The organism is Pseudomonas sp. IT-P395 (assembly GCF_949767675.1).
Lineage (GTDB): Bacteria > Pseudomonadota > Gammaproteobacteria > Pseudomonadales > Pseudomonadaceae > Aquipseudomonas.
This window is the reverse complement of the sequence record NZ_CATKPW010000004.1, coordinates 157,002-170,133: the sequence shown is the minus strand read 5'-3', so window position 1 is coordinate 170,133 and position 13,132 is coordinate 157,002. Positions and strand designations below refer to the sequence as shown.

Sequence of the window (13,132 nt, the reverse complement as noted above, 5' to 3'; positions counted from 1 at the left end):
TGGGATCCTCAACAGGAGAAGAGACCATGGATGTTTTGCGAAGACTCAGCGGACATATCCGTCGTAAAGGCCTGCGAGCGACCTTGGCGAAGATCCGCAGAATGTACATTTTTGCCCATCAGGAACTGCTGTGGATGGAGCGCGATCTGGTCAGCCCCGTGCCGCCGCACAGCCTCAAACCCTACCCGCCACTGCGCATGCTGAAGATCACCGTAAACAACGTCAGCGCCTTTGCCCGCTACTTCGGCAACCGCGTCGGTGTCATGGCCGATTTGGCCAGTGACGGTCACACGGGGCATATGCATGTCGACGACAAAGGCGATGCCGTGGCGTTTATCTGGGGCACGCCGCGCGACTATTTCGATCGGCATTACTACCGCTGCCGGTTTCCGGTTAAACCCGGCGAGTTTTTCGAGTTCGGCGGCGAACTGACCCGTGCCTACTGGGGCACCGAATTGTCGGTAGATCTGCAACTGCGTCTGTGGAAAGCCATGGCCGCCCAAGGCTGCCGCAAAGTGGTCGATGTCTGCGACTCGAGCAACGTCCCGGCGCTCAAGCTGCACCTGCGCATGGGCTATACCGAACAACAGCGGATCATGAATATCTACACGCTGTTCGGCCGCTGGCGCTTCTATCGCGAAACCCGCTACAGCGGCTCGCGTCTGGCGGCGCTGGGTAAAACTTCCCGTCCACCTGTCAAAGCAACGGCGGCCTGAACCCATGGTGATGCGATTCGAATGGCGCACATCGCTGTGCGCTGCCGACTTCCCGGCAACAGCCTACGAGGCACTGCGCCTGCGCGTGGCTGACCACACACCGTTCAACAACCTTGGCTGGTTGTGCGCGGCAGAGCAGGCCATGGGCGAGGATCAGCGCCTGCACATTCTGCTCGGCTGGGAAGCAGAGCAATTGCTGCTGTGCCTGCCACTGGTGGCCAGCCGCGAACGCTTCGCTGGCGTACCGTTTCGCGTTTTGCATCACTTGGGTTATCCAATGGCCGACCGCCTGGCCCTGCTGTCGTTGCTCGGCCGCGAAGACATGCACAAGGCGCTGGTGCTGATCCGCAAGCATCTGCCCCACGCGCTGCTGCAACTCAACGAACTGTCGGAACCTGCCGGTGAAGAAAGTGCGCTCACCGAATGGATGGCGCGCAGTTCCACGGCTGAACGACGCCTGAGTTGCCGGGTGCCGGTGCATCTGATCAGCGACGCCGATCATCAGGAGATCTCCGGCGACCCACGCTACAAGCTGCGTCGGGCACACAAACGGATTGCCGCATGCGGTGCGCAAGTGCGGCGAATCACCCCCGATGCGCTGTCGATGCCTACGATTTTAGAAGCGCTGCAGGAAGTCGAGTCGGTCAGTTGGAAAGGCGATGAAGGCGTGGGGATTTTCGCCACCGAACGCAGTCGTCAGTGGATGCAAAGCGCTTTCACCGCCCTCGCCGCTCAAGGACTGGTGCGGGTCGTGACGCTGGAGCTGAACGGCCGCTGCATCAGCTATCGCCTCGGCCTGCTCGAACAGGGCCGCCTCTACGATTACAACCTGGCGTTTTTGCCGCAGTACGCCGACCTCGGTAGCGGGCGGGTGTTGCTGGAGGAATGGATTCGTTGGGGGCTGGAAGAGCACTGGCGCTGGATCGATGCGTCGCGGGTCAGCCTGGAAAACTCCAGCCATCAACTGCACGAACGCATGACCGGGCAACTGGAACACTGGCGCTGGAGTTTCTACTCGTGGCGCCCGAGCGGTCTGCTACTGGGCCTGGGGCTACGCCTTTGGCACCACGTCAAACCGGCCCTGCAAAAATGGCGCGCACAGCGTGCCGGCAACTCGACGGCGGCGAACACATCCGAAATTCAACCGGCAACACCATCCAACACACCTGGGCTAGCGCCTCGGAGGGCATCATGAGCGTCATCGAAAATCTGCTTCTGCGCATCAAACAAAAAGGCCTGCGCCGCACCCTTGGCGCGCTGTGGAAACGTTACGTGTTCGCTCATCGTGAACTGCTGTGGATGGAGCGCGACCTGGTCACGCCGATTGCCCCGAACAAACTGCGCCCCTGCGAAGGTTTGCGCAGAGTCGACATCACCGAGGACAACGCCAAGGCATTCGGCAAGTACTTTGGTGACCGCGTGGAGACCATGGCCGAATTGGCCGCTGAAGGACATACCGGGCATATGTACCTGGACCAGGACGGTCACACCGTCGGGTTCGTCTGGGCCAGCACTCAAGACTATTACGACCGCCACTTCTACCGCTGCACGTTCCCGGTCAAGCCCGGTGAATACTTTCAGTTCGGTGCCGAAATTACCCGGCACTATTTCGGCAGTAGCTTGACCGTCGATGCACAGACCGCACTTTGGCAAGTCATGTCTGCCCGAGGCTTCAAAAAAGTCGTGGATATCTGCGACAACGCCAATGTACAGGCGCTGAAGATGCATATTCGCCTGGGCTATCAGGAACAAGGGCATATCACCCATGTTTACGACCTGTTCGGGCACTGGCGTTTCTTCCGCGAATCGAACTACAGCAACTCGAGACTGGAGGCGCTGCGCAAGCCGGAAAGACCGGTAGTGACGGCGGCGGCGCAGGCTTGATTCAGTCTGGATATTTGTGGCGGCTTTGATGCCGCCATCGCGAGCAGGCTCACTCCTACAGGGGTATGCATTTCAAATGTAGGAGTGAGCCTGCTCGCGATGAGGCCGGTTGCCGCACCGATCAATCACGCCTTGGTGGCGACGAGGGTAAAGCACATCGGCATCTGCGCCTCTTGATTCAAATACCGGTCATAAACCTCTTCCCGGTTCGAATGCGCATACTCCTTGAAGTGCGCAATATTCAGCCCCGCCGCAATGGCAGCGCTGAAGATGGCGCCAAGGTTATGCACAAACCAATACGACTTCGCCGACTGCTGCTCAACCTTACCGCCATAGACAATTGGCTCTTCCTGGACAAACGGCTCGGCGCGAAAGTACGAACTGGCGAGGCGATACGGATCTTCCGCCTCCGGATCGACCATTTCCAGAAACGGATGGGTTTCATAGATCACCAGTTGGCCACCCGGTTTCAGCGTTGAAGCGACATGGCGGAAGAACTCGCCGATGTCCGGCATCCAGTTGAGAACACCGATGGTGATCAGCGCCACATCGAAGCGGTTCTGCAATGACGCTGGCAAATGATGGATATCGGTTTCGATGAACTCGGCATTGTGCGGTGAACGCTTGTTCAGCTCACGCGCCTGCTCGAGAAATGCCGCCGACTGATCGACACCGACCACGCTTCTGGCACCCAGCGCAAACAGCGAGAGACTCTCGCGGCCATTGTTGCAGCCCAGTTGAATCACCTCTTTGCCGTCAACCTCCAGCAACCCGCTCAACGTCTCATCAAGGCAAGAGAAATCCGCCTGCGCGACCTCGCCGAGCAAAGCCTGCCAGCCAGGCGAATCCTGGTGATGGCGAGCGGAATCGTTCCACGCCTGTCGATTGCTCTCGATGGCGGTTTTATTGTTGGGCACTTCCATAGCGCACTCCGGACGATGCTGGTGATTGAGCGGATCCGAGTCTAGATCAGCCCGGCAATTGCGGTTGTTGCAAACTTGTAAGCCAATTCCTGCGGCAGCTCCTACATATCAGGGTGTTCTGGCCTACAAATGTCGGCGAATTATCAAAACAGATAAAGGACACGGCTGACTATTCAACTCTGCTCACGTGGATACCCTCACAAAGCGCAGTCATCCGACGCGCACAAAAATGGCTAAGGAGGCTTAACCATGAGCCAGACTTTGACGAATTTCGACGTGATAGCACTGCTGGACAGTGACGAAGCCATCAGCGAATACCTGTCCCAGGTTCTTGCAGATGGGGATAAAGAAGAGTTTCTTCGCGCAATCGGCTATGTGCTCAAGGCCTGCGCACAACCGGAGCACGTGATCAATCACCCGGTTGTTTGAATATCGGGCAGCTATAGTTAATAGCCTTGGGGAAAACCGCACTCGCAGGTGCCGCCATGCATATGCTCGATCGGCTGTTGTTGACCGGCTGTCTGCTCGCTGCCACTCAGGCGCAAGCGCTGGACAGCAATTTCAATTATTACGGGCCCAACCAGCCCTTCGCCCACCCTGCTCCGTATTCGCTGGGTTCCACGCCGCCCAAGCCTTACGACGATACGGCGCCGCAGGATTTTGTGGTGCTTCCGGGTGACCATGAATTCTACGATTCACAACTGCCGACGGTGGCGGATGCGACGGTGCGGGTGTTTATCCGCACCTACGATGCCGAGCGTGGGATTTATGTGAATGACGAGGTGCTGGATCCGAGCTGCTTGCTGGAGTGTTTGAGCCGGCAACAACACTGAATACCGAACGCCTACTGTAGGAGCTGCCGCAGGCTGCGATCTTTTGATCTTGATCTTAAAACAAGATCAAAAGATCGCAGCCTGCGGCAGCTCCTACATTTATTGTGTACGGCCGCTACCACTGGCGTTTGTCAGGGCGGGCGAGGCCGAGTTTTTCGATGCGGTAGCGCAGCATGTCGCGGCTCAGGCCCAGCAGGCGCGCGGACTTGGTGACGTTCCAGTCGGTCTTGTCGAGCATCTTGCGCACCATGTCGCGTTCGACTTCCGGCAGGTTCATCGACTCCATATTGCTCGCCGGACGCGGTTCATAGTGCGGCGCAGCCTCGTAATGTTGATGCTGATGCTGATGCTGCGGCGGCAGCTCGTCGCACAGACTCATGCACACATTCAGTTGATGCGCGGCGATCGTGTCGCTTGGCGCCAGCAGCACGGTCTGTTCGAGCATATTGCGCAACTCGCGCACATTGCCCGGCCAGGTGTAACTGAGCAGCAACTCCTCAGCCTGCTGACTGAAATGCAGATTCGGTTTGCCGTATCGTTTGCCATGACTGGCAAGGAAGTGCCGGGCCAGCAGCAGAATATCGTCGCCCCGCGCGTACAGGCGCGGCACCTTGATCGAAATGATCCGCAAGCGGAAAAACAGATCGCGGCGGAATTTGCCCTGCTGCACCATCTGCTCCAGGTTGCAATTGGTCGCGCTGATCACCCGCAGATTGACCTTGCGCTCCTTCACCGAACCGACCCGGCGAATGGTGCGGTCCTCCAGCAACTTCAGAATCTTTGCCTGCAACAGCAGATCCATCTCGCCAATCTCATCGAGAAACAGCGTGCCGCCATCCGCCGCCTCCACCAGTCCGACCCGGCGATCCTTGGCATCGGTGAACGCACCCTTCTCATGGCCGAACAACTCCGACTCGACCAGATTCGACGGGATCGACGCACAGTTGAATTCAATGAACGGACCTTTGCTGCGCGGGCCGTCGAAGTGCAACGCGCGGGCCACCAACTCTTTGCCGGTGCCGGTCTCGCCTTCCACCAAAACCGGGGGCAGATCGGTGTTGGCCATGCGTCGCTCGGCATCGAGCAACTGGCCGATAGTGTTCTTCAAATACTGCATCGGCGCCGAGTCGCCGATCAGCGCCTGCACCCCGGATTTCTGCGCCTCGCGCTCCTGATAGAACGACAGCGTGCGCTCCATCCTTTCGGTGGCCAGGGCCTTGTCGAGCAGCAGTTTGAGCTCCGTCAGCGCGACCGGTTTGGTGACGTAATGAAAGGCGCCCTCCTTCATCGCCACCACGGCATCTTCAACGTTGCCGTAACCGGTCATCATGATCACTTTCAGATCCGGCGCGCTGATGCGCAGCTTCTGGATCAGGTCGTGACCACTCATGCCCGGCAGCGAGTTGTCGGTCAGCACAATGTCGGGCATGAAGGTTTCCAGTTGCCCTAACGCGTCTTCGGCCGAATGGCAGACCGTCACCTCGAAGTCTTTGCGCTCCAGGTAGGTCTGAATATTTTCGGCCAACAGTTCGTCATCCTCGACCAGCAGAATGCTGTGTTCCATATTCCCCTCCCGATGCCACTTTGAAGTTGAGACTGACGCGGGTTCCCTCCTGCTCTTTGCTGGTCAAAACGACCGAGCCCTGAAAACGCTCCATGATTCTTTTGACCAACGCCAGGCCAACCCCGAGGCCGCCCTGCTTGGTGGTAAAAAACGGTTTGAACACCAACAGTTGCTGCTGCGCGCTCATGCCCTTGCCGGTGTCGCTCACGGTCAGACGCACGCTGTCGGACTGCGGCGATTCAAACTCGACGGTGAGCACACCGCCCTTGGGCATGGCTTCGAGGGCGTTGGCAAACAGGCTATTGAGTATTTGCGTCAGCAGCACCTTTTGACTGACGACCGGCGCGCAATTCTGCGGTGTGAAGCGCACTTCGACGTTGCAGCGTTTGATCAATGCTTCGAAGGCGCCAACGGTGTCTTCGACCGCCATGACCAGATCCACCGCCTCGCCGTCGTCATTCATCGGCCGCAGCGACACCAGCAACTCGCGCACCCAGCGTGACATGCGATCGACCTGGCTGATGATGTCGCCAATATTGCGTTGCGCACCGGGGCTGGCGACTTCCTGGGCCAGTTCGGCGCTGGAGCGAATGGTCGCCAATGGATTGCGCAGGCTGTGCGCCACCGCCGAGGACATCTCGCCGAGGGCAACAAAGGTTTCGTTGCTGATCAACTGTTGCTGCTGGCTCTGCAGCAGTTTCGCCGCGCGGCGGACGATCCAGAACAACGCCAGAAATATCGCCGCGCCTCCAAAACAGGTCGCCGCCCAGATCGAGGCGAAACCACGGTCGATGCGGTCGACCAGATCCGCCGGTTCCTTGTAGACCTCAACCATGGCGACGACTTTGCTTTTGTCGGCGTTGAACATCGGGATGTAGTTCTCGATGAACAGGTATTTCGGTTCGCGCAACATTTGCTGCTCGGGTTTCTCATCGTCGATCTTGTGGTAGCTGGAAGACACCGGCACTTTCATCTCGAATGATTCGTCGAGCTCATCGTCATCCTTGATGTGCACACCGATAAGCTCAGCGTTGGTCGACCAGATCACCGTGCGATCCAGCGCATAAACGGTCGCGAGCAAAATATCCGGCAAGTGTTCGACGTGATCGAGAAACTCGGTGCGTGCCGAAGCCTGTAACGCCGGGTCAACATCGGGGTACTGGTTGTCTTGGCGCGGGTCGAGCATTTCGCCCATCGTCCGGTTCGGATTGATTTTGGCGTGACGCATTTCCGCCGCGCCAATGGCCTCAACGAATTGCGCGGTCAGCAGCGCATCGCGCTCGACACTTTCGGTGACCACGAAGCGTGTGGAGATATAACCCAGCCCCAACGCCACGGCGGCGATGATGAAAAAACTCGCGAGCGAGAACCAGCGCAGCAAATTGAACTGCTCGCGCCAGCCCTTGCATGCGACCGATGCGTTCGGTGCAGAGGTTTTTTGTGCTTCCAGTCGCTGCATGGGAGTGGCCCTGGAGTTTTATATCGCGCTGCTTACAGCCATCAGTGTAGGTGGCTCTGACCGCGACACACGGTTCAATGATGCTATTTCGCCGCTACCGCATCTGACTCACCGTCGCGGCTGGATCGCCCGGTTTTACTGGCGTCAAAGCACCGTCGGTCATGGCCGCAGTGGACGGTTGCTGACGCTCTGTTTCATCGCTGAGAAAGTCGATGATCGACTGCGCGGATTGCTCATCGAGGCGCAGATTGGGCATCGGGATTCGCTCGAATTGTTCGTAGAGTTGCAGGGCAATCGGGTCTTTTTCCGCGAGCAAGCGATCCGGTTCGCGGATCCAGCGATTCAACCACTCGGGATCGCGGTGGCGGGTTACGCCGATCAGGTCAGGGCCGATGCTGCGCATGCCAAGGCCCTGGCCATCCTGCGGGCCGAGACTGTGACACGAGGCGCAACGGGTGCGGAACAATTCTTCGCCATTGCTCGGCGGGCGAATGTCCGGAGCGTTGGCGTAACTTTCCTCGATGCTCGGCTGTTTCCAGTTCTGCAGGGTGTTGGCCAGTTGATCGGCGAGGATCCACGGGTTTTCGAACGGTGAGGCTTTCATCCAGCGCCCGGTACTCTGGTTGCCGACGATCAGGCTGAGGTTGTGATCCTTGCTGCGGCCATTGTCGACGCCTTCGATAAACAGCCCGAGCTTCTTGCGCAGGTCGGTGACCTCTTCGAATTCGCCCGTCAAAAACCTCCAGCCGGGGCCGACCTTGAAGCGCTGCGCATAGGCCTTGAGCACTTCGGGCGTGTCGCTGATCGGGTCGATGCTGATCGAGTAAAAGAAAATGTCTTGCCCTACCCGATCCCCCAGCAGTTTCTGCACCTGGCGCAAGCGCGCGGTTTCCAGTGGGCAGGAATCGCTGCACGAAGTGAAGATGAAGTTGATCACCACCACTTTGTCTTTGATCAGGTCATCGAAGAAATGCACCTGCCGACCGTCCTGATCGGTCAGCAAGGTGTTGGGGAAATAGTCGCCACCCCACGGGGTGGCGGATTCACTGGCCGCTGACGGCTCGCTGACACTGGCCTGATGTGCCGGCAGCAAGCGGCTGCCGAGCACACAGGCGACCAGTAGCAACACCAGATGCATGCCCAGCGCCCGGGAGCGCGGGGTATGCACGGGTTGGCTGTCACCGTGGCGGCGGTTCATGGCTTGACCACCACTTGTGGGCCCATACCGTCGCCGCTGCGGAAAGTTGGCAGCGCGGCGGAGTTGACGTAACGCACACCGTCCCAGCTTGGCAGTGGGGTTGGCATCAACTGCAGTTGCCCGGGTTTCTCAAGGTCCCAACGCAGCAGCATCGAGTTATCCTCATGCTGAGTGTTGTGGCAGTGCTCCATGTAGGTCCCGGCGAACTCGCGGAAGTTGATCGCCATTTCCACACTGTCCAGACCATCGGCTTCGGAGCCGATGCGATAGACGTCTTTGCGTGCCCATTTTTCCCACTCTGGCGGTGCCTTGCCGCCGCGACTGAGGATGATCCCCTCTTCGAAGTGCACGTGTACCGGATGGCTCCAGCCCTTGCCGCCGGCCTTGATGTTCCACACTTCGAGGGTGCCGAACCCGGTAACACCGGCATCGGTCGGGCCGCTCGACAATTGCGTCGAAGCATTCAGGCGACGCGGGTCCATGTGGAAGCCGAAACCGCCATCGGTCTTGACCGTCCACGGCGCCTCATCGGTGCCGTCGGAGCGGCCGAAGGTGAAAGTGCGGTGGCGGGCCTTGGCCAGCACGACTTTATCGGCGGCGTTGTCGCGATGGAGTTTCAGCGGGATCATCACCAGCCCTTCAGCCTTGCCCGGTTTGGCCGGCTCGTACGCCGCTGGGTTCATCGCCAGATCCTGACCGGTGTAGGCCTTGACGTTGAGCTGCAAGACCTTGCCCACCGCCGGATCTCCCCGGTCCCACTGCGGGCCATTGCTGGTCTGCTTGATCACTGGCAGGTATTTCTCCGAAAGTACGTCAGCCAGCGGAATCATTTCTTTCGGGCCTTTGCCGTCGTCCTGCGCCTGCAGGTTGAGGAAGAACAGCTTGTCACCGGGCTTGATACCGTTTTTCGAGAAATTGACGATGATGTCGAAGCGCTCGGCGATGCCTTGCGTCGGCAGGATCGCGTTGTGGTTCTGTTTATCGCCATCGGCGTCGAGGTCCATCGAACCGTCGAACGGCACGCTGTGTTCCATGATGTTGCCGTCGTTGGCGATCATGTGGAACGGCACGCGGCTGTACGTCACACCCGAGTTTTTCGGCCCCTGAAACTCGCCGCCACTGCCTTTGATTTCCCGCACCAAGGCCAGTTTGAAGTAGCGCGACACCGAGCCGTTGAGAATGCGGAAGCGATAACTGCGCGCACGCACGTCAAGGGTCGGTTTCCACTGCCAGTTGACCAGCACCTGATCGCCGATGAAGCCATCGGTGTTGAAGGGGTTGAACCACAATTGGCCTTGTTGATCCCAGGCCTTGTCGGCGAGCACCAGATTGACGTCATAGTCGCGGTTGCCCCACGGCAAAGCGCTGCCGCTGGGCAGACGCAGGTTGACGCCGTCGTTCACCGACTCGTTACCGCGATCCAACGCGCTGTAGTAGTTCATCATCGCCGCGTTGCCCTTGTAGACGTTCTGCGCGGTGAAATCGAGCATGTGGTCGTGGAACCAGTGGGTGCTCATGGTTTCGCGCCAGTCGCCACGGATCTTGATGGTGCCGTTGTCACAGGCTTTCTTCGCCGGTGCGAGATCGTTGACCCACAGGGTTTCGCCGGGGGCGCAGGGGAACGCTGCGCGCGGGTCTTCAGCCTTGGTGTTGATGCTGTCGTAACCGGCGAGCTGGATCGGCCAGCGATAGTCGTAAAACTGCCCCGGAAAGAAGAACGCGTTGGCATAGCCGTCGCTTTCCGCTGGCGCGTGACCGTTGTGCTCGTGGGTGCTGATGGTGTGCAGGCCAAAACCACGGTTGGCCGACGGATCGATCGGCAAGCCGTTGTAGTGGCGCATCATCACCGGTTGGCCGTAGCGCACCATCAACAGTTTCGGCGGCAACGTGCCGTCGAAGGTCCACACCGAGTTGTGGTTTTGCGCCGGCATCGCCGGGTGGAAACGCGGGTCGACGCCCTTCGAGGTGCCGTCGGTCAGCGGTACACCGGCGACGTTGTGGTACAGACCGCCGGGGCCGAATTCGCCCACCGCGTAATGGTGCATTTGCACGCTGTCACGCAGGCCACCGTTGAGGCGCGCGCCGGTCTGTACGGTTTTGTAAGCGACTTGCGGGTAGAACTCGTTCCAGCGCTGGTGCGCCCAGCCTTTTCCGGGTGGCCGACCTTCGGCGGACGAGCCGATGTGGCGGTTGAGGAACACTTCGATCTGCGCCTGCCACGGGTTACGGTCGACGACATTGGCGAACTGGCTGGGGAATGGCGTCAGCCCCGGTTGACGCAGGAACGCGTCGAGGGCGCTGCCGGGTGGCGCGCTGCGGGCGACGTTGTTCGGGTCCTGAGCCGGTGCCGGGCCAATCGCGGCCGGCGGAAATGGCAACGGCGCGGCCGGGGTGGTCGGGTCGAGCTTTTCCGGGCCAAACTCTTCGAACAGGGTCAACTGCTGGGTGAACGGTTGCGCGCCATAGAGCGGGCTCGGCTTGCCGTTGGTGGGGTAGTTGAAACTCGTCTGCACCGTCGGCGGCAGAATGTTTTCCGTGCGGGTCGAGTCGCGGCTGCCTTTGACGCCGTCGGGCAAGTCGAAGGAATCTTCGTTGGCCTCGGGCAGGGTCAGGATGTTATTGAGCGCGCCGGCGCGGTCGGTCGGTTCGTCGTAGTACGCCGAGGGATCGGAGACTTCTGGCTGTCGCTCGTCATCAATGGGACTGGCGCGAACGCCGGCCATGCTGCCGAGGGTCAACATCAGAAAGACGCTCAGAGGCGTCAGCAGGAAAGTGTTGCTTGGGTCACGCGTTGCTCTGTCCATCACCAGCCGCCTCATCAAGGAAGGGGTGATGGTGTTTTGCAACTACTGCGCCAAGAAATTATTTCTAGTTGTAACAGGGACTTGGAAAGTCTGTGGGTTCCCCCACTCCCCGGTGACCGGGGCTTGACACCCAGTGATGGGGGAAGTTCATAAATCTTTTGAGGTAATGCAAACCTCATGTAGGAGCTGCCGAAGGCTGCGATCTTTGAGATTGATCGTTCCCACGCTCTGCGTGGGAACGATCAGTCAATAGATCGCAGGCTTCGGCAGGAATGGACGAATCAGGGGACCAGTTGAAAGGCCAGACGAACGGTGGTGCCCTCGCCTTCGCGGCTGTCGAGGGTCACGCCACCGCCGAAGCGCTCCATGATGCGCTTGACCAGGACCAGACCGACTCCGAGGCCGCCAGACTTGGTGGTGAAAAACGGCCGGAACGCCATGGTCCGTTGCTCTTCGTTCATGCCTTTACCCGTGTCGCTGAGCACCACGCACACGCCACGGTCTTCGCTCGGTTCCAGGCTGACGGTCAGCGTGCCGCCCTTGTCCATCGCCTCCAGTGCATTGGCCAGCAGGCTGTTGAGGATCTGTGTCAGTTGCACCGGTTGGCTGAGCACCATGGGCGTGTGCTGCGGATGAAACACCACCTGCACGCCGGCTCTGGCGATCTGCTGTTCAAACGCGACAAGACTTTCGTGCAGCGCTGCCACCAGATTCACCGGTTCCGGATCATCGTTGAGCGGACGCAGCGATTGCAGCAGTTCGCGTACCCATTTCGACATGCGATCGACCTGGCCGATGATGTCGTTGATGTTCTTCTGCGCCGGGCCGGCGTCGAACTCCAGCGCCAGTTCAGCGCTGGAACGAATGGTCGCCAACGGATTGCGCAAACTGTGCGCCACGGCGGACGACATCTCGCCCAAGGCGACAAAGGTTTCATTGGCGATAAGTTGTTTTTGCTGGGCCGCGAGCAGAATCGCCGCGCGCCGTACGATCCAGTACAGGCCCAGATAAATCAGCCCGCCACCCAGTGCAGTCGCCAGCCAGATCAGAACCAATCCGCGCTCCATGCGTGCGATCAGATCCTTGGGCTCCTTGTAGATTTCGACCATTGCAGTGACGTTCTTGCCCTCGGCGTCAAACAGCGGAATGTAGTTCTCGATGAAGATGTAGTCCGGTGGCGTGATGAATTTCTGTTCTTCGCGGGCCTTGTCGACGTCGTGGTAGCTGGCGGATACCGGAATCTTTTCGTTAAAGGCGCGATCGAGGTCTTCATCGGCATGAATGTTGGTACCGATCAGCGCGGGATTGGTTGACCAGATCACCTGCCGGTCGGGCGCGTAGATGTTGGCGAGAATCACGTCTGGCAGGTGTTCGATGTGATCGAGAAACTCGCCCCGAGCATCGGCCCGGGCTTGCGGACTGACGTCGGGAAAGTTCGCGTCCTGACGCGGGTCGAGCAATTCACCCATCGTGCGGATATTGGGAATGGAAACGTGACGTACCTCGGCCGAAGCGATGGCCTGTATGAACTGGGCGGTGAGCAAGGCATCGCGCTGCACGCTTTCATCGATCACGAACCGCGTCGACACCGCGCCAAGCGCGATGGCCACGGTACCGATCACCGCCATGCTGATCAGCGAAAACCAGCGCAGCAGGTTGAACGACTGCTTGCGCGAGCCCAAGCGCAGATTGCCCTCCTCGACCGGAAGCGATTTCGACTGCATGTTCATGGCGGCGACTTCCCGATACAT

Annotated in this window: 10 protein-coding genes and 1 pseudogene; 5 read left to right on the top strand and 6 right to left on the bottom strand. The window is 59.4% G+C overall.

The window, feature by feature from the left end:
• Positions 1 to 26: 26 nt before the first annotated feature.
• Genes ACM6IN_RS04160 through ACM6IN_RS04150 form a run of 3 tightly spaced genes read left to right on the top strand, consistent with a single transcriptional unit; the run spans position 27 to position 2,600 of the window.
• The gene (locus ACM6IN_RS04160; protein WP_123374855.1) at positions 27 to 716 is read left to right on the top strand and encodes a GNAT family N-acetyltransferase; all 690 of its coding nucleotides are present in this window, start codon (positions 27 to 29) and stop codon (positions 714 to 716) included.
• Between the two features lie 4 nt (positions 717 to 720).
• Positions 721 to 1,911, top strand: coding sequence for a GNAT family N-acetyltransferase (locus ACM6IN_RS04155; RefSeq protein WP_414915459.1), 1,191 nt, complete (start codon positions 721 to 723; stop codon positions 1,909 to 1,911).
• Positions 1,908 to 2,600, top strand: a complete 693-nt coding sequence (locus ACM6IN_RS04150; RefSeq protein ID WP_007919427.1) for a hypothetical protein — start codon at positions 1,908 to 1,910, stop codon at positions 2,598 to 2,600. The genes ACM6IN_RS04155 and ACM6IN_RS04150 overlap by 4 nt, the downstream gene beginning before the upstream one ends.
• Positions 2,601 to 2,725: 125 nt before the next feature.
• On the opposite strand, the gene ACM6IN_RS04145 is transcribed toward ACM6IN_RS04150, so the two are convergent.
• Complete coding sequence (locus ACM6IN_RS04145) at positions 2,726 to 3,523, bottom strand: class I SAM-dependent methyltransferase (RefSeq protein WP_414915458.1); 798 nt, start codon at positions 3,521 to 3,523, stop codon at positions 2,726 to 2,728.
• A 249-nt stretch (positions 3,524 to 3,772) separates the two neighbouring features.
• Here ACM6IN_RS04145 and ACM6IN_RS04140 point away from each other — a divergent pair.
• Together ACM6IN_RS04140 and ACM6IN_RS04135 are read left to right on the top strand one after the other, a co-directional pair.
• Positions 3,773 to 3,910 (top strand): annotated as a pseudogene (locus ACM6IN_RS04140) (DNA-binding protein); the annotation flags it as partial.
• 98 nt (positions 3,911 to 4,008) lie between these two features.
• The gene (locus ACM6IN_RS04135; protein WP_414915457.1) at positions 4,009 to 4,356 is read left to right on the top strand and encodes a hypothetical protein; all 348 of its coding nucleotides are present in this window, start codon (positions 4,009 to 4,011) and stop codon (positions 4,354 to 4,356) included.
• 115 nt (positions 4,357 to 4,471) lie between these two features.
• On the opposite strand, the gene ACM6IN_RS04130 is transcribed toward ACM6IN_RS04135, so the two are convergent.
• The 5 genes from ACM6IN_RS04130 to ACM6IN_RS04110 all read right to left on the bottom strand — a co-directional run bounded on the left by ACM6IN_RS04130 (position 4,472) and on the right by ACM6IN_RS04110 (position 13,111).
• Positions 4,472 to 5,920 carry a sigma-54-dependent transcriptional regulator gene (locus ACM6IN_RS04130; RefSeq protein ID WP_007919420.1) on the bottom strand — a complete coding sequence of 483 codons (1,449 nt, stop codon included), beginning with the start codon at positions 5,918 to 5,920 and terminating at the stop codon, positions 4,472 to 4,474.
• Positions 5,889 to 7,379, bottom strand: coding sequence for a sensor histidine kinase (locus ACM6IN_RS04125; RefSeq protein ID WP_414915456.1), 1,491 nt, complete (start codon positions 7,377 to 7,379; stop codon positions 5,889 to 5,891). The genes ACM6IN_RS04130 and ACM6IN_RS04125 overlap by 32 nt, the downstream gene beginning before the upstream one ends.
• 94 nt (positions 7,380 to 7,473) lie before the next feature.
• On the bottom strand, positions 7,474 to 8,577 hold the full coding sequence (locus ACM6IN_RS04120; RefSeq protein ID WP_414915455.1) for an SCO family protein: 1,104 nt from the start codon (positions 8,575 to 8,577) through the stop codon (positions 7,474 to 7,476).
• Positions 8,574 to 11,381, bottom strand: coding sequence for a multicopper oxidase domain-containing protein (locus ACM6IN_RS04115; protein WP_414915454.1), 2,808 nt, complete (start codon positions 11,379 to 11,381; stop codon positions 8,574 to 8,576). Before ACM6IN_RS04115 ends, ACM6IN_RS04120 begins: the two co-directional genes overlap by 4 nt.
• Positions 11,382 to 11,662: 281 nt before the next feature.
• On the bottom strand, positions 11,663 to 13,111 hold the full coding sequence (locus tag ACM6IN_RS04110) for a sensor histidine kinase (RefSeq protein WP_095111630.1): 1,449 nt from the start codon (positions 13,109 to 13,111) through the stop codon (positions 11,663 to 11,665).
• Positions 13,112 to 13,132 lie beyond the last annotated feature (21 nt).

What these genes read in the sequence shown, in the direction of transcription:
- ACM6IN_RS04110 (WP_095111630.1), bottom strand. Translation starts at nt 13,111, where the DNA reads ATGAACATGCAGTCGAAATCGCTTCCGGTCGAGGAGGGCAATCTGCGC.
- ACM6IN_RS04150 (WP_007919427.1), top strand. Translation starts at nt 1,908, where the DNA reads ATGAGCGTCATCGAAAATCTGCTTCTGCGCATCAAACAAAAAGGCCTG.
- ACM6IN_RS04115 (WP_414915454.1), bottom strand. Translation starts at nt 11,381, where the DNA reads ATGGACAGAGCAACGCGTGACCCAAGCAACACTTTCCTGCTGACGCCT.
- ACM6IN_RS04130 (WP_007919420.1), bottom strand. Translation starts at nt 5,920, where the DNA reads ATGGAACACAGCATTCTGCTGGTCGAGGATGACGAACTGTTGGCCGAA.
- ACM6IN_RS04155 (WP_414915459.1), top strand. Translation starts at nt 721, where the DNA reads ATGGTGATGCGATTCGAATGGCGCACATCGCTGTGCGCTGCCGACTTC.
- ACM6IN_RS04125 (WP_414915456.1), bottom strand. Translation starts at nt 7,379, where the DNA reads ATGCAGCGACTGGAAGCACAAAAAACCTCTGCACCGAACGCATCGGTC.
- ACM6IN_RS04145 (WP_414915458.1), bottom strand. Translation starts at nt 3,523, where the DNA reads ATGGAAGTGCCCAACAATAAAACCGCCATCGAGAGCAATCGACAGGCG.
- ACM6IN_RS04160 (WP_123374855.1), top strand. Translation starts at nt 27, where the DNA reads ATGGATGTTTTGCGAAGACTCAGCGGACATATCCGTCGTAAAGGCCTG.
- ACM6IN_RS04135 (WP_414915457.1), top strand. Translation starts at nt 4,009, where the DNA reads ATGCATATGCTCGATCGGCTGTTGTTGACCGGCTGTCTGCTCGCTGCC.
- ACM6IN_RS04120 (WP_414915455.1), bottom strand. Translation starts at nt 8,577, where the DNA reads ATGAACCGCCGCCACGGTGACAGCCAACCCGTGCATACCCCGCGCTCC.